This is a genomic window from Petrimonas sp. (assembly GCF_963921705.1).
In the GTDB taxonomy this organism is placed as follows: Bacteria; Bacteroidota; Bacteroidia; order Bacteroidales; family Dysgonomonadaceae; genus Petrimonas; species Petrimonas sulfuriphila.
This window is the reverse complement of record NZ_OY997410.1, coordinates 778,541-793,560: the sequence shown is the minus strand read 5'-3', so window position 1 is coordinate 793,560 and position 15,020 is coordinate 778,541. Positions and strand designations below refer to the sequence as shown.

The window sequence follows — 15,020 nt, the reverse complement described above, 5'->3', positions numbered from 1 at the left end:
ATGGCTGAAACAAATTTTGTTGATTATGTAAAAATCTTTTGCAGATCGGGAAAGGGAGGACGAGGGTCAACCCATTTCAGAAGAGAAAAATATATCCCAAAGGGCGGGCCTGACGGTGGAAACGGTGGCGATGGAGGACATATAATCTTACGCGGCAACAGAAACTACTGGACACTGCTCCATTTGAAATTCCAACGCCATATCTTTGCCGGACATGGTGAAAGCGGCTCAAGACGCAACAGCTCTGGCAAGAGAGGCGACAGCAAAATCATTGAAGTACCGTGCGGAACTGTGGCCTATGACGCTCATACGGGTGAATACCTGTGCGACATTACCGACGATGGACAAGAAATAGTTTTGCTGAAGGGTGGACGTGGAGGATTGGGAAACACGAACTTCAAATCGGCAACCAACCAGGCACCGCGTTATTCCCAACCGGGAGAGCCTTACGAAGAGAAATGGATTATTCTTGAATTGAAATTGCTCGCCGACGTGGGATTGGTTGGCTTTCCCAACGCCGGAAAATCAACACTCCTGTCCGTGGTGTCTGCAGCGAAGCCAAAGATTGGTAATTATCCATTCACCACATTGGAACCCAATTTGGGGATAGTAAGTTATCGCGAAGGAAAATCGTTCGTGATGGCGGATATTCCAGGCATCATAGAAGGAGCCAGCGAAGGGAAAGGACTCGGTCTGCGATTTTTACGCCATATTGAGAGGAACTCGCTACTTTTGTTTGTGGTACCTGCCGATGCCGAAAATATTCACGAAGAATACAACATTCTGTTGAACGAACTCACCAAATATAATCCCGAGTTGCTAGACAAACATCGTGTTCTCGCAATCTCTAAAGCAGATATGCTGGACGACGAATTGATACACGAGATTTCCTATGACTTACCGAAAATTCCCTATGTTTTCATATCGTCCATCACCGGATACGGAATCCCTGCGTTAAAGGATATTCTCTGGAGGGAATTAAATTCAGAAGAGACCATCCACGTTTCCACATCGGGGGAGTCGCTTGTTCACAGACGCCTGGACGTTCAATCCCTGGAGTTTGAACCCGAAGAAGAAATTGAAGAGGATTTGGACGATGAATACGGGGAGGAAGAAGAAAATTATTACGAAGAGGATTTCTAAATTATGTTTCGCCACCCCAATTATTCAAACCTGCTTTTCTTCACTATTTTCTCCAATGAACAGCGGTTGCTTCATTTCTCTACTACACGGGCAGGCGGCGTGAGCCGCGGTGAATTCCGGTCGTTAAACCTGGGAAATTACTCCGATGATAATCCGCTGAATATTTTTGAGAACAGATCCATTGTGGCCCGAAAGTTCTACAAAGAGGCCAATGATCTGATAACTCCGCATCAAACCCATGGTAATAGGGTACTGCTTATTGACGCTGAGTTTCTGAATCTCTCCAATGCAGAAAAAATTGAAAGGCTCTACGGATACGACGCATCCGTTACACAGGAGAAAGGTTACTTCTTGTGTGTCACCACGGCCGACTGTGTTCCGCTGTTGTTGTTCGACCGGAAAAACGAAGCTATCGGTGCTATTCACGCCGGATGGAAAGGGACCTCAGGGAGAATCGTTGAAAAGACACTTCTTGAAATGAAGAAAAACTTTGGAACTGAAACCCGGGACATTCTCGCAGCAATTGGTCCGGCAATCGGCATCGATAATTACGAAGTAGGGAGGGAAGTTGAGGAAGAGTTTCAAAAAAGCGGCTTCAATCTCAATAAATCCATTTCGTATCGCCATAACTTATCCCGGAAGTTGCATATTGATCTCAAGGAAATCAACCGACAGGAACTCATTAGGATGGGCGTTCCCAAGCACCAGATTGAGAAAACGCGGTACTGTACCTACGGTAATAGCCGCCTGTTTTTCTCGGCCCGGCGGCAATCGTTGCACTCTGGAAGAATGCTTTCCGGTATAATGCTTCGTTAACGGCTACCAACAAAACAGCCGCCAGGAAAGTCGGACGGCTGTAAGATTTTGTTTTTTTGGAAAACATTAATACTCATCTTCGTTAAAAAAGAAGTCTTCTTTACTGGGATAATCGAGCCATATATCTTCTATCGTTTCAAAAACTTCCGTGTCGTCCTCAATTTCCTGTAAATTCTCAATCACTTCAAGCGGGGCACCGGAACGTTGAGCAAAATCAATGAGCTCGTCTTTTGTTGCCGGCCAGGGAGCGTCTTCCAATTTAGAAGCTAATTCGAGTGTCCAATACATAATTATCTCCTTAGGGTTTGTTGTTTCATAAATTTAGCGCAAAAATATACAAAAAAATCAGATATTATCCTATTCCCAGTATATTTCTTTTCCGGTCTTGTTACTTTCGTATCGTGCGAGCACGAAAAAGTAGTCTGACAAACGATTTAAGAAAATTAGAACAAAATCGGCTACGGGAAATTCTTCAGCCACCCGATAAACGTTTCGTTCAGCTCTTCGGGAAACGGTGCGACAGATATGTGCACGTGCTGCAGCTTCATTGCCTCCGGGAAGAATAAAACGGTTCAACCGGGGTAAAGTATGGTCTATCCGATCAATTTCCTTTTCCACTTCTTCAATGTCTTCCGGGGAGATGATACTGGCAGCTTTAGGGGGAATCTGCTCTGTTTCTGTTGCCAGGTAAGAGCCTACCGTAAAAAGCTTGTGTTGTAGAAAAGAAAGGAAGAGACCGGTTTCCTCATCATCAACACCGCAGTTCAACCAACCGATAAAACTGTTCAATTCGTCGATTGTTCCGTAAGCCCCTAGCCGGACATGCGTTTTTTTTACCCGGGTGCCGCCAACCAACGATGTTTTACCCTTATCTCCCGATTTTGTATATACAGTACTTTTTTTCATTTCAAAATCCATTTTAGGCCTCAGGCACTCAGGTTGTTTTATTGTCAGGAATTTTACCTCTTATTTAATGTCTAATTGCCTTTTTAAATCAAATAACTCGCTTTGTGATACGATTTCTTTAAAACGACAACACCAATATCTTTCATGTCGAAAGTAATTCTTGCCCTTTCATCTGCGACGACAGCCTTCCAGAAACGTTTGCCATTACCCGATTTTATTCCCGCGATAACCCAGAACGTATCGTCTGAACTCATCGATAGCAGGCTCTCCATATCAACAGGAAATGAGTTTAAATAGACAAATATTCCGTCGTACAACTCGGAAAGGTCTATTTCATCGATAAACTCAACATGCCTGTTATACGTTGTATGCAAATTTCTTGCCAGCAACACATTTTTCCCTTCCGGATCAAAACAGTGACAAACGGCATCCTTAGAAGCTGCACTTAGATAGAGCGTATTAATCCCCTTTCCCGTATCCAGTTCGAGAACCCTCCCGGGTTTAAAATACCTGACAAGCTTGTATGACAAATGATGAAGCTTTTTATCGGACGTCTCTATGTTGTGTGCGCGTAACAGCTGGTCAATATCCAGAAATGCCGTGTACCCATATTCTTCGTTAATAATATGGGTGACAAAATTATAAGCAAAAGGAGAATGAATACCGAACCCTCTTGCCTGCTTTCTTCGTTTAAACCACTTGAAACACAAAACCGGGAACAATTATAATGTATAAATTAAAGCTACTGCATAGGCTGTTATGCCTTCCTGCCGGCCCACAAACCCCATCTTTTCAGAGGTGGTGGCCTTGATGGAAATAGTGTTGACATCCGTCTCCATTATTTCGCTTAACGTCTTTTGCATAGCCGGAACATGCGGGTTCATTTTGGGAGCTTCGGCACAGATGGTTGCGTCAATGTTACCTACCTCAAACCCATTTTCTCGCAACAAGGCAACGCTTTTCTTCAACAGTATTTTACTGTCGACACCCAGAAACTCGTCTGCGGTGTCAGGAAAATGAAAACCGATATCCCGCAGGTTGGCCGCACCAAGCAATGCATCACAAATGCTGTGGATCAATACATCGGCATCGGAATGACCCTGCAGGCCTTTTTCAAAGTCTATTTTTATTCCTCCCATCCAGAGGTCTCTGCCTTCTGCCAGGCGATGCATGTCATATCCAAAACCTACCCTTATCTTCATAGAAAAATTACTCGATTACCGCAACAACTGTTTTATTCCATCGATATCAAAACCGAGCGACAAGCGCAAGGTCTGATCCAACGGATTGGACTGGGCCGTTGAGACTAAATAAGCCGCATCAATTTGAAAGGCGTTCATTTTAAATCCGGCTCCAAAAGCCATATAACGGCGATTTCCCTTGTATTCGCTCTCGTGATAATACCCCGTACGGAGCGAAAACCGATTATCGTAAGAATATTCTACTCCCAGCGACCAGATCACTTCCTGCATCTCTTCCTTAAATCCCCCGGGAGCATCACCAAAAGAGTTGAAAATACCGGCAACGGGAGAAGTATCGGCATATTTCTGTACCCTTTTCGTCCTCTCCTCTTCGCTCTCCCCTTCAGCAGGCAGTTGTGGCGTCGGAACAAGCAACTTGTTGACATCAACACTGAAAGAGAAACTGTTTTTATCATCAACCGGCAGCCCCAGTGATGTACCCACCCTCAAGTTAGCAGGCAAAAACATGGATGTGTTGCCTCCGTCATAAGATATCTTTGTTCCTATATTTGAAATATTAAACCCAAACCCCAACAATGCTTCCGACTGTCCCAGGTTGAGATAGGTCTCATTGTAACCGGAAATATCGGCTGAGAAAGCGTTGCCGGGTGTCACGTCATCGCTTCCCGTGGAATAATCGGCACGTATATACCGCAAGGTGACCGCTCCTGAAAAGGTTTCGGAAAGTTTTCTTGAATACGCCACATCGAAAGCAAATTCATGGGGGGATACGGCCATCACGTAATCGGTGTTCTGATCAAATACATCAACGTCTCCCAGAGAAAAATAACGGAGTGAAGTACTGATAGCGTTCAGGTTTTCGTTCCCGAATTTCCAAAAACCGGTCAGATACACCAGATCAATGTCGTTTACCAGCTTACTTAACCAGGGAGTATACGAGATCGAAAAACCGGTACTGCCGGATATAAACGGATACTTGGCAGCATTCCAATACTGTGAATAGACATCGGGCATGGAGGCAGCACCTATATCGCCCATACCGCCGCCCCGGGCATCGGGTGCGATCTGAAGAGAAGGCATTGCCACGGGAATCGGATTATATTGTTGGGCAAAAGCCTTGTCGGAAAACAGTATAAATAGGCTCAAGAAACAAACGGTAGTGAAGAAACTTGATTTCGATTGCATAGATCTGTATATGTTGTTTAATTTCTAAACAAATATAATCTCTTTTTATTGTATTGGTGCTATTTAATTTTAAAATCGAGCAGCTTCTTATTTTCAATATAGCCCTCAAGACGATCGTTGATGGATACACCTCCAATTCCTGCCGGAGTTCCGGTAAAGACAAGATCCCCTATCTTAAGCGTAAAAAAGCGACTGATGTAAGCGATGATTTTATCGAAAGAGTAAATCAAATCACAACTATTCCCCTGCTGTACAGTTTTTCCATTGATATCGAGACGAAAGTTTATGTTGTTAATGTCCGGTATTTTCTTTATGGAAATAAATTCTCCTACGGGCGCAGAATTATCAAAACCTTTGGCTATCTCCCAAGGCAGGCCCAATTCCTTTTGTTTCCGTTGCAAATCACGGGCGGTAAAATCTATACCTACGGTAATTTCATCGTAATAACGGTGAGCAAATTTTTCGGCAATGTTCTTTCCCAACCGGTTAATTTTTAGCACCAATTCTGTTTCGTAATGAATTTCACTGGAAAAATCAGGCAGGAAAAAAGGGTTTCCGTTACGCAATAAAGCCGTATCGGGTTTCATAAAGATAACCGGTTCACTGGCCTCAAAGACCCGCTTCATCTCCCGGTTATGCGAATCGTAATTTAAGCCGACAGCAAAAATTTTCATTGGTGCTACCCCTCCTTCACAAGCCGGTTAAACATGACCGCCAGGTGCGCGTAAAGCGATGTATTCTGCAACACAATGTGCTCGGGAACGCGAATCCGGAAAGGAGTAAAATTCCATATTGCCTGAATCCCTCCCGCAATCATAAAGTCGGCAACTTCCTGAGCAATATCGGGGGGAACGGTGAGAATACCAATTTGGGCATCTATTTTTTTGTTTTTTGCCGCGAAATCATCGGAGTGAAACACGGGGATGTTGTTAATTTTCTGTCCGACGATGGATGGATTCACGTCAAATCCAGCACGTATCTTTAGGCCGTATTGCTCTAAACCCGAATCGGAAAGCAAGGCAGCCCCCAGACTTCCTACCCCGAAAAGCACGGCGGTATGCATCTTTTTGAAACCCAAAAAATCTTCCAGCACACCTATCAGCTTATCAATATCATAGCCTACCCGGGTTTTACCGCTGACATTTACATAGGAAAGATCTTTCGCAATTTGAGTGGCTGACACATTGATCTTTTTGGCGATTTGTGTAGAAGACACTTTGCTGTATCCTTGTTTTTTTAACAACTTAACGTAAGACAAATACCACGGCAGCCTTCGCAAAGCCGGTTCAGGGATTCTCGAATGATAGTTGTCGTGATTCATTGACAGATCTGTTTTAATTTGCAAAGATACTCGTTTTTTGCTAAAAATTTTTATCCCGGCAGATAATTAAAGAAAAAAGTCCGTAATTGGACAAAAAAAACTATTTTTGTGAAAACGGAATCCCAAGAGCCAATGGAACTCAATCAGAACAATCTATTATTCACCATCGCCGGAACAGCCTTGCTGGCTTCGTGCACAGGAACAGAAAAAACGGTAAATACGAAACCGTTGAACATCGTTTATATCATGACGGACGACCATACCCGGCAAATGATGAGTTGTTATGACAAGCGCCACATAGAAACACCTAACCTCGACAGAATAGCTAATAACGGAGTGAGATTTACCAATGCTTTCGTGGCAAACTCCATCTCTGCTCCCAGCCGTGCATGTCTGCTGACCGGAAAGCACAGCCACAAAAACGGAAAAATCGACAACATCACTTCGTTCGACGGCAGTCAGCAAACCGTCCAGCAACTGCTGCAACAGGCGGGATACCAAACAGCAATGATTGGAAAATGGCACCTGGACAGTCAACCCACTCATTTCGACTACTGGACAATTCTTCCCGGTCAAGGCCATTATTATCAACCCGATTTTATCACCCCTGAAGGAAGAAAAAACCACCAGGGGTACGCCACAAACCTCATTACTGACTTCGGACTGGATTGGCTCGAGAACGGACGCGACAAGAAAAAGCCTTTCTGCCTGTTCCTGCATCACAAAGCGGCACACCGTAACTGGATGTCCGATACGACTTACCTAAAAGCTTACGAAGACAAAACATTTGAGCTCCCTACCAATTTTTACGACGATTATTCAGGGAGAAAAGCAGCAAAAATGCAGGAGATGAGCATCGCTAGCGACCGCGATATGGACATTGTGAATGACCTGAAGATGCTGCGTCCGGGTGTCAGCACCCGGTTGTCGGAACAATATATCCAGGGGGAATATGCCCGGTTGGATTCTGTACAGAAAACAAAATGGGATGCTCATTACCAGCCAATCATTGATGCATTTTACGCGTCTGGCTTACAAGGCAACGAATTGGCAGAGTGGAAATATCAACGCTATATGCGTGATTACGCCAAAACCATAAAGTCGCTGGATGAAAATGTGGGGCGTATTCTCGACTACCTGGAAAAAAACGGAATGCTGGAGAACACCGTTGTCATTTACACGTCCGATCAGGGTTTTTACATGGGTGAACACGGTTGGTTCGACAAACGATTCATGTATGAAGAATCGTTCAGCACACCCCTGGTTATGTGGCTTCCCAAATCATACAAGAAACGGGGCGACATACCACAACTGGTTCAAAACATCGATTTTGCACCGACAATGCTTGAGCTTGCGGGTGCTCCTATCCCTTCAGATATACAAGGCGTCTCTCTGGTACCTTTACTCAAAAACGAAAAAGCTCCCGCTAATTGGAGAAAATCCCTGTATTATCATTACTACGAATATCCCGGTGAACATGCCGTAAGGCGTCATTATGGAGTGAGAACGGAACGGTACAAGCTCATTCGTTTCTACGGAGACATAGATGAGTGGGAACTGTTCGACCTGCAAGCCGATCCGATGGAAATGAACAACCTGTACGGAAAAACCGGATACGAAAAAATTACCGGCGAGCTTTGCGCCGAACTTAAACGCCTCCAGGAGCAATACGATGACCCGATCAGGAAGGACAACTGAATGATGCTTCCAATCGAGACTCACCCTTTGCAACCCTTTTTACCCGGCAAAACCAGGTTACTGATGCTGGGCAGCTTTCCTCCACCGAAGGCGAAGTGGAAGATGGATTTCTATTATCCCAATTTCCAAAACGATATGTGGCGGATTTTGGGGCTGGCGTTTTTCAATGAAAAAGACTATTTCCTTTCGGAAAACAAGTCCTCTTTCGATAAAGAAAAAATTATGGAATTCCTATCCTTGAAAGGTATTGCCGTATGTGATACGGCACACGAAGTGCACCGGCTGAAAGGAAATGCGTCGGATAATTTTCTGGAAATAGTTACTCCGCTCAACCTTGAAAACATTTTATCGAAAATCCCTGACTGCAAAGCGTTCGCTACAACCGGTGAAAAAGCGACTGAGACTCTTCGGTCGCTTTTTCCCGCCACAACTCCCATTCCTAAGATTGGGAACAGCGTGACCGTTGATTTCCTCAATAAGAAATACAAATTTTACCGGATGCCTTCCTCATCAAGAGCATACCCCAGGCCATTATCCGAAAAGGCCAAAATATACAGGCAACTTTTTACAGAGATGGAAATTCTTTAGAGAGCGTTAAATCTCAGCGTCACCTAACACTCCTTCGAAATTCAATGGAAATACCTTGGTTATCTTTTGGCTTTTGATGAGTGGCTTCAGTTTTTTCAGAACAATCTCTTTAAAATAAGAAGCATTGGAATGCACTTTATATGCAGCTTCACTCTCGTAGCTCTCGTAGATAAATACACGAGCAGGATCCTCTTCACTCAACAAAACATCGTAAACCAGGCAACCCTCCTCGTTTTCAAGGGTTTGCAATTGAATGTCTGATAACAACTCTATGGCCTCATCTACCCGGCTCTCATCCAACGTAAATTCAACCAAAATCACATAGGGTTCACCTGCATTTTGTGCCTGTGAATGGCGGGGATAAGCAGAAAGAAGCGTCAGAAAAAGCACACAGAAAAGAAAAAATTGCTTTTGCATAGGTTAAGAAAATTTAAAAACTGTTTTGATTATTTATGCACTGTTTGTGTCATTTTTTATGAACCTGGATTTTCGCATCATACGGCGTATGGAACAAAAGGAAACTTCAAAACAGTTTCTTAATTTCGCAGACCGGAAACATTTTTCAGCACAGCGCGTATAGCTCCAATCTTTAAATGCGTGTTGATGATAATGGGAATTCTGTTCGTATCATCGGTCAATGAAGCACTAATAGCCTCTTTCTTGTCTTTAAACGCCTTATCGTAGATGGTCAGGGAGATTTGAACCGTGTTATAGGTTTGCCCGTCATTGGCTTTAATCTTGGACAAACCGTTGTAGTTTACAGCCATGTTCACGATCTCTCTTCCGGAAATAAACTGTATTTGCTTTTGGTCACCGGGTTCCATATCCGTGTAGTCCAGGTTCCGGATCAACGCCAATACCGACAGGTAATCGTATGTACATTCATGGGTAGTAATGGTTTCCTCAAATTTCTTTTTTCCGTTAAAAACACGGTTTGTCCTTACTTTTATCCCATCCTCTACATAACTGAAAGACTGCACTTCCCGGGAATAATCCTTTCCTTCAAATGCATTTTTAGTGAAGAGCAGCGGTCGCAAATTCATGTCGATATACGACACAAGCGTATCATTAACCGTATAAACACTTCCTGCCAATCCACTCGTATTAAGCAACATGCGAACATTGAAAGCGCTGTTGCCCTTGTAGTTTACCAGATTGGTCTTTAATGATCCTGTGCCGGCTTTGGCATTCACTATGCCGTAATTGAAATACAAATCGTAAGAGATGTTCTCTCCGTCTTTAAAAGAGTTATTGATGATCTTACACTGGGCAATTGCTCCCTGAGGCAGGGAGACAACCAAGATAAATAAGAGAAACAATTGAATCGTTTTGTTCATTTTCGTTCGTTTGGATTAAGTGCGGTTATCGGGCAGGAGCAACCGGTCTCTGCATTGGAGTGGCCGGTCCGCCCATACTTCCGGCCCCGCCGGGAAAAGAAGCTCCTCCGCGTCGGTTTTGCTGCTGTTGCTGGCGTTCGCGTTCTTCGTTGAGGTTACGGCGTTTCTTTTCTTCGGGTTTATTTTTAGTGACATCAAGCGGTTTTTGCTTGTCTAACGGCAACTCCGTCACATTCCACGACTCTTCATGGTCAGTGTATGCCCTAATCTCATACGCACCCGGATAATAGTAAACTCTTTCGGGCTGTCTACCCTTCTCATAGTCACCTGTCGTCCATTCACCGTCTTCGTTGTCATCGATGAAAAGTCGGGCATACAGCGTTCCCGGATTAATATCGAAAATCAGGGCTTCGCTGTTTTTGACACGTACTTTTCGAAAAGGTTTATCCGATTTGTCCAGCAACTCTACATAAGCCGGTTTCCCTACCGGCAGTCCCGACAGCTGAAACATTAAGTTTCCGTACTGATCCAGTGCTTTTACGGCAAACGTCTGCTCTACCTTGTTGTTCCACAATCCGTAAATACTGTGAACAGTCGCTGAATCGATGGTTAATTTATACTTCCCTCCGGGTTCCCATTTGTGCCGAAGCGTATACTTTCGGGGGTTGAGCGTGTCGCCAAGCATAGTGAAAGGGACATGCGAGAAAACAGAGTCCACTTCGTATGTGAGGTGAACTTTCGATGAATCAAAATCGATTACCGGTTGTTCAAACTCCAACTGAACCGGCAAGTAAATTTCGTGTGAAGATTGGATATTGTGATTAACGGCAAGCAAACGCACTTCTTCTTCCTTCCCTTCGTTTTCTTTTTCTCTGCGGGTTTGTCGCGGTTCGCGGAAGTTAAAACTCAATGTATCCGACTGCACAAGGTCCCGGTTCAACGAATCTGTTTTCAGGTAATCCATCTTCAGTATAACGGTATCCTGCCTTAAGACCAATGAGTCGGATATCCACAGGGAAAGGGTATCGTTATCTTTGCTTTTCTCCATCACGTACCAGTTTTCATTGCCTGATACCGGTTTTAACAGTTCGAAAGCAGGCTCCTGGGTTGGAGCCGCAAAAAAGACAACAAGTTTTTCACGCTGGGTTCGTTCGTGTTTTTGAAAATATTTCCGTTGAAATCCGGATGAAAATGAGCGAAGTAAAATATTATCAGGCAGAAAACGGGTGTAATTTATCGTTTTTACGGTATCAATGGTCACACTGTCTTTGAAAACCGTATCCTGTCGTATAGCAGGCATCGATGACGGCACGACAATGGAATCAAGAAAGGCTATGGCCTCCTGCGGGTTGTCATATTTATAATCCCTGTTTTTATCGTCGAGAGCAAAAATCCTGTATTTACCTGCGGCTAATCCTCTTACTGTAAACCTTCCGCGTGAGTCAGTCCTTGAAATCCTTTCAAAAGGAGTCCTTACAAAAGCGGTGTCATCCAGGTTGGTGTGCATGCCCACATAAATACCTTGAGCAGGTTCCAGGTTTTCTGCGGATAACACTTTGCCGGAAACGGCGAGCGTATCGAGTTGATCTCCTGTAGAGAAAGAGAGGGAGAAGTTTTCGAGCGGATTCCCTTCGTTATTATCGACAATAGCATCAGTAAAATCGATCGTATAAGTAGTGTTTGGCAATAGTTCATCGTTGAATTCCACAACGGCTTTCTTTCCCACCGATTTTATCACAGGCATATTTATCTGCGGAGGCGTAATGATCACTTTCTCTGTCGGTTTTTCAACTTTTATGTTCTCGTCAAATTCAATTTCAACGATGTTGCGGGTTACGTTTAATGCGCTGTTTTGAGGATTGGAACGGACTACCCGCGGTGGTGCCTCGTCATACAGCCCGCCCGTGGGCGCTGCCATATTGGCGCATGAATTCAATACGAACAGTATTCCTCCCGGAAAAATGAGTATGAGTATATATTTCAACAACCTTATCATTATTACCTTCCTGTCATTTGCATAATTGGCGCAAAAATACAACGAATTAAGTAGTTTTTAGCGTTTTGATGTTTAAAAAAACGGAAATTCAGTAAATACAAGATGTTTTGCAGCGCTATCGGGCTAAGATTTGATTTCCGATTTTGCAGTACAGGCACTTCCGCTTATCGCAGTACTCTTTTTTCAATTGAATGAGCGCTTGCGAATCGAATGCACTGACAGGAGATATACCGGAAACTGCAAATTCAGCAACGATAGCATTTCGTTCTGGTTCTACCGTCTCCAGTATCTGCAACGCTCTGTCACAAAATTTCTCCTGGCCGGTTTTTCTTCCGTAAGCAAAGAGCATAGGAACAACCGTGTTGATAAGGATAACATGGAAAGAAGATTCCCCCAGGTACTTTCGGGATCTTTCCGACTCTTTTCCGAAAGAATAATGGGTATGCCAGTAATCGGAGGTATCAACCTGAAAATAACTCCATAACTGTCTATAGTCTTCTCTCTCGAGTATGGAAGAAAAGAGACGGTCCGACTGCTTCAGCAGAGTTGCCAGCTGTGCGATACGTACTTGTGGAAATGCGCGGGGACGGACACGCAACTTCTTGAATAAAAATCCATCGATAGGCTTAAGTTGGTATTTGTGTTTTAAGAACCCGTATTCTTTTCTGAGTTGCAGGTAGTAATCATCGGAAACAATGTCGTCATACAACAATCCGGCTTGCCCATACAGCAACGCTTCTATCTGAAAAAGGCTATCGCTGTGTCTCTGAATACAGTTGAGAGGAAGGCTCAACGCCAGTCGTTCAAATCCGTCGGAATTTAATCCGAATCCAAAGTTCCGGACAAGCAACACATAAAAGGAATGATCCCATGAATTGTTGAATCGGGCCATATGTGTAAAAATATCGTTGATCTTCCGCTCCAACCGTTGACCCCCCATCTCAACCATCCAGGCACATATTACTCTCCTTTCCACCAGCGGGAGATGATTCTTGCAAGGGATACTCGACTTGCTGTTGAGCAAATACGCTGCATTTTTTCTTACATCTTCAGGTACAATCAATTGCATTTGCGGAACCTGCACACCTTTTTGGTTCCTCACCACACCTTTCACTCTTTCCGCCACGTGCAAAATCACCGAGTTGTAGCTTTCATCGGTATGGTGTCCGTGTTTGGTCCAATCACCTGATGATGGATGAATCTCCACATCCCCTGCCCACATCTTATCCCCTATTTTGATTTTGGCATTGAAGAAATCAGCTCCGGCATCAGTGTTGTGTGTTCCCGGATCGATGATATCTACTTTTTGTCCATCCATCGTTTGGAGGTCAGCCCGGTCGAAAAGCCGGTATTTCCAAACATAATGAAGCAAATATTCGTTGTTTGTCATATCTCTTTAAGGCTGTTTGGAGTTCAAATATACAATTATATTTTAATCCTGTCAACGGTACGTCTGTTTTTCATTATTTCTCCTTTCAACCGGCTTTCTGTCGATTTTTATGTAACTTTGCCGTATACTTAAAATCATTGAACCACAAATTTTCATGTTAAACCCGCAAGAGAGAAAAAAAATCAAGCAACTGATGCAACGTGAAATAATTCCGGCTATCGGTTGCACAGAGCCTGTCGCCGTATCGCTTTGTGTCGCACAGGCAACGGAAACACTGGGACGAAAACCCAAACAGATCGAGGTAATTCTGAGTTCCAACGTCCTTAAAAACGCTATGGGTGTAGGAATTCCCGGAACAGGAATGATTGGGTTGCCTATAGCCGTTGCCTTGGGCGCACTGATCGGGAAACCGGAGTACGGCCTGGAAGTTCTCCGGGATCTCCAACCTGCGGACGTGGAACGCGCCAAACAATACATCCAAGACAAACGAATAAAAATCGATGTTGAAAAGGAAATTGAAGATAAACTGTATATAGAAGTCCGGTGCTACGCCGGAAATGAATCGTCCGTAGCTGTTATTCGCGGCAGCCATACCCAGTTCTCCTACGTCGAAAAAAACGGAACTGTGCTGCTGAAAAATAAAACGGAAACAGCAGAAGAAAAGGAAGAGGATGTACAGCTCACGTTCCGGAAAGTATACGAATATGCCGCTGAATCGCCTATAGATGAATTGGATTTCATCCTTGAAGCGGCAAGAATGAATCGGGAAGCTTCACTACAATCCCAAAAACAAAGTTACGGACACAACGTGGCCAAAAGCCTGACAGGCGATAGGGGAAAGGCCCTTTTCGGAGAAAATCCACACAGCCGCATGATCTCTGCAACGGCTGGTGCCTGCGATGCAAGGATGGACGGAGCCCTAATTCCGGTGATGAGCAACTCCGGAAGCGGAAACCAGGGTGTAGCCGCGACACTTCCCGTGTTAACCTATGCAGAGGACGCTGGCTGTGACGAAGAAAGCCTTATCAGATCACTGATTCTCAGCAACCTATCGGTTATTTACATCAAACAATACCTGGGAAGGTTATCGGCATTATGCGGTTGCGTAGTGGCGTCAGCGGGTTCCAGCTGCGGCATAACGTACCTTATGGGAGGCAATTATAGACAGGTTACGTTCGCCATAAAAAACATGATTGCCAACATAACCGGTATGATTTGCGACGGGGCAAAGCCCAGTTGTGCACTTAAAATAGCCAGCGGCACCTCCACGGCAATGCTCTCTGCCCTGATGGCCATAGAAAACCGGGTGGTAACGTCACAGGAAGGTATCGTGAATGAAGACGTGGACAAGACCATTCAAAACCTAGCCATCATTGGTAACCAGGGCATGGCAGAAACCGACAGGATTGTATTGCAAGTAATGACGCACAAAGGATAA

The 15,020-nt window shown here is 44.3% G+C and carries 16 protein-coding genes; 5 read left to right on the top strand and 11 right to left on the bottom strand.

The genetic code is table 11. The annotated features are described in order from the left end of the window. Together obgE and pgeF are read left to right on the top strand one after the other, a co-directional pair. Positions 1-1,143, top strand: a complete 1,143-nt coding sequence (obgE, locus tag AACM02_RS03350) for a GTPase ObgE (RefSeq protein WP_332455972.1) — start codon at positions 1-3, stop codon at positions 1,141-1,143. A gap of 3 nt (positions 1,144-1,146) precedes the next feature. Beyond that, the gene (gene pgeF, locus AACM02_RS03345; protein WP_214063689.1) at positions 1,147-1,959 is read left to right on the top strand and encodes a peptidoglycan editing factor PgeF; all 813 of its coding nucleotides are present in this window, start codon (positions 1,147-1,149) and stop codon (positions 1,957-1,959) included. Positions 1,960-2,025: 66 nt separating this feature from the next. Here the strand turns inward: pgeF and AACM02_RS03340 are convergent, their stop codons facing one another. From AACM02_RS03340 to AACM02_RS03310, 7 genes are all read right to left on the bottom strand, one after another. Beyond that, positions 2,026-2,247, bottom strand: a complete 222-nt coding sequence (locus AACM02_RS03340) for a DUF2795 domain-containing protein (RefSeq protein ID WP_071136018.1) — start codon at positions 2,245-2,247, stop codon at positions 2,026-2,028. A 69-nt stretch (positions 2,248-2,316) separates the two neighbouring features. After that, on the bottom strand, positions 2,317-2,865 hold the full coding sequence (locus AACM02_RS03335) for a cob(I)yrinic acid a,c-diamide adenosyltransferase (RefSeq protein WP_339116067.1): 549 nt from the start codon (positions 2,863-2,865) through the stop codon (positions 2,317-2,319). Between the two features lie 83 nt (positions 2,866-2,948). Next, positions 2,949-3,575 (bottom strand): hypothetical protein, encoded by a 627-nt coding sequence (locus AACM02_RS03330; protein WP_214063687.1) that lies wholly within the window; start codon positions 3,573-3,575, stop codon positions 2,949-2,951. 12 nt (positions 3,576-3,587) lie between these two features. Further along, positions 3,588-4,067 carry a 2-C-methyl-D-erythritol 2,4-cyclodiphosphate synthase gene (gene ispF / locus AACM02_RS03325; RefSeq protein ID WP_214063686.1) on the bottom strand — a complete coding sequence of 160 codons (480 nt, stop codon included), beginning with the start codon at positions 4,065-4,067 and terminating at the stop codon, positions 3,588-3,590. Positions 4,068-4,082: 15 nt separating this feature from the next. Continuing rightward, positions 4,083-5,252: a type IX secretion system outer membrane channel protein PorV gene (gene porV / locus AACM02_RS03320; protein ID WP_214063685.1), complete on the bottom strand. Its 1,170-nt coding sequence runs from the start codon at positions 5,250-5,252 to the stop codon at positions 4,083-4,085. 59 nt (positions 5,253-5,311) lie between these two features. Further along, positions 5,312-5,926 carry a fumarylacetoacetate hydrolase family protein gene (locus tag AACM02_RS03315; protein ID WP_339116066.1) on the bottom strand — a complete coding sequence of 205 codons (615 nt, stop codon included), beginning with the start codon at positions 5,924-5,926 and terminating at the stop codon, positions 5,312-5,314. A gap of 5 nt (positions 5,927-5,931) precedes the next feature. After that, positions 5,932-6,579 (bottom strand): redox-sensing transcriptional repressor Rex, encoded by a 648-nt coding sequence (locus AACM02_RS03310; protein WP_321716211.1) that lies wholly within the window; start codon positions 6,577-6,579, stop codon positions 5,932-5,934. Positions 6,580-6,705: 126 nt separating this feature from the next. On the opposite strand from AACM02_RS03310, the gene AACM02_RS03305 reads away from it, so the two are divergent. Both AACM02_RS03305 and AACM02_RS03300 read left to right on the top strand, forming a co-directional pair. Next, a complete protein-coding gene (locus AACM02_RS03305) occupies positions 6,706-8,271 on the top strand; it encodes a sulfatase (protein WP_339117421.1) in 1,566 nt (521 codons plus the stop codon). Further along, entirely contained in the window at positions 8,272-8,859 is a 588-nt protein-coding gene (locus tag AACM02_RS03300; RefSeq protein WP_332455967.1) for a uracil-DNA glycosylase family protein, read from the top strand. Positions 8,860-8,865: 6 nt separating this feature from the next. Here AACM02_RS03300 and AACM02_RS03295 read toward each other — a convergent pair whose 3' ends face one another. From AACM02_RS03295 to AACM02_RS03280, 4 genes are all read right to left on the bottom strand, one after another. Continuing rightward, positions 8,866-9,276 carry a putative quinol monooxygenase gene (locus tag AACM02_RS03295; protein ID WP_339116065.1) on the bottom strand — a complete coding sequence of 137 codons (411 nt, stop codon included), beginning with the start codon at positions 9,274-9,276 and terminating at the stop codon, positions 8,866-8,868. A gap of 119 nt (positions 9,277-9,395) precedes the next feature. Continuing rightward, positions 9,396-10,196 carry a DUF3108 domain-containing protein gene (locus AACM02_RS03290; RefSeq protein WP_339116064.1) on the bottom strand — a complete coding sequence of 267 codons (801 nt, stop codon included), beginning with the start codon at positions 10,194-10,196 and terminating at the stop codon, positions 9,396-9,398. 25 nt (positions 10,197-10,221) lie between these two features. Next, positions 10,222-12,180 carry an Ig-like domain-containing domain gene (locus AACM02_RS03285; RefSeq protein ID WP_339116063.1) on the bottom strand — a complete coding sequence of 653 codons (1,959 nt, stop codon included), beginning with the start codon at positions 12,178-12,180 and terminating at the stop codon, positions 10,222-10,224. Positions 12,181-12,307: 127 nt separating this feature from the next. Next, a complete protein-coding gene (locus AACM02_RS03280) occupies positions 12,308-13,582 on the bottom strand; it encodes a DUF2851 family protein (RefSeq protein ID WP_339116062.1) in 1,275 nt (424 codons plus the stop codon). Between the two features lie 154 nt (positions 13,583-13,736). On the opposite strand from AACM02_RS03280, the gene AACM02_RS03275 reads away from it, so the two are divergent. After that, complete coding sequence (locus AACM02_RS03275; protein ID WP_339116061.1) at positions 13,737-15,020, top strand: L-serine ammonia-lyase, iron-sulfur-dependent, subunit alpha; 1,284 nt, start codon at positions 13,737-13,739, stop codon at positions 15,018-15,020.

Coding starts and splice junctions, on each gene's coding strand:
- obgE (WP_332455972.1), top strand. CDS start 1: ATGGCTGAAACAAATTTTGTTGATTATGTAAAAATCTTTTGCAGATCG.
- pgeF (WP_214063689.1), top strand. CDS start 1,147: ATGTTTCGCCACCCCAATTATTCAAACCTGCTTTTCTTCACTATTTTC.
- AACM02_RS03340 (WP_071136018.1), bottom strand. CDS start 2,247: ATGTATTGGACACTCGAATTAGCTTCTAAATTGGAAGACGCTCCCTGG.
- AACM02_RS03335 (WP_339116067.1), bottom strand. CDS start 2,865: ATGAAAAAAAGTACTGTATATACAAAATCGGGAGATAAGGGTAAAACA.
- ispF (WP_214063686.1), bottom strand. CDS start 4,067: ATGAAGATAAGGGTAGGTTTTGGATATGACATGCATCGCCTGGCAGAA.
- porV (WP_214063685.1), bottom strand. CDS start 5,252: ATGCAATCGAAATCAAGTTTCTTCACTACCGTTTGTTTCTTGAGCCTA.
- AACM02_RS03315 (WP_339116066.1), bottom strand. CDS start 5,926: ATGAAAATTTTTGCTGTCGGCTTAAATTACGATTCGCATAACCGGGAG.
- AACM02_RS03305 (WP_339117421.1), top strand. CDS start 6,706: ATGGAACTCAATCAGAACAATCTATTATTCACCATCGCCGGAACAGCC.
- AACM02_RS03300 (WP_332455967.1), top strand. CDS start 8,272: ATGATGCTTCCAATCGAGACTCACCCTTTGCAACCCTTTTTACCCGGC.
- AACM02_RS03295 (WP_339116065.1), bottom strand. CDS start 9,276: ATGCAAAAGCAATTTTTTCTTTTCTGTGTGCTTTTTCTGACGCTTCTT.
- AACM02_RS03290 (WP_339116064.1), bottom strand. CDS start 10,196: ATGAACAAAACGATTCAATTGTTTCTCTTATTTATCTTGGTTGTCTCC.
- AACM02_RS03280 (WP_339116062.1), bottom strand. CDS start 13,582: ATGACAAACAACGAATATTTGCTTCATTATGTTTGGAAATACCGGCTT.
- AACM02_RS03275 (WP_339116061.1), top strand. CDS start 13,737: ATGTTAAACCCGCAAGAGAGAAAAAAAATCAAGCAACTGATGCAACGT.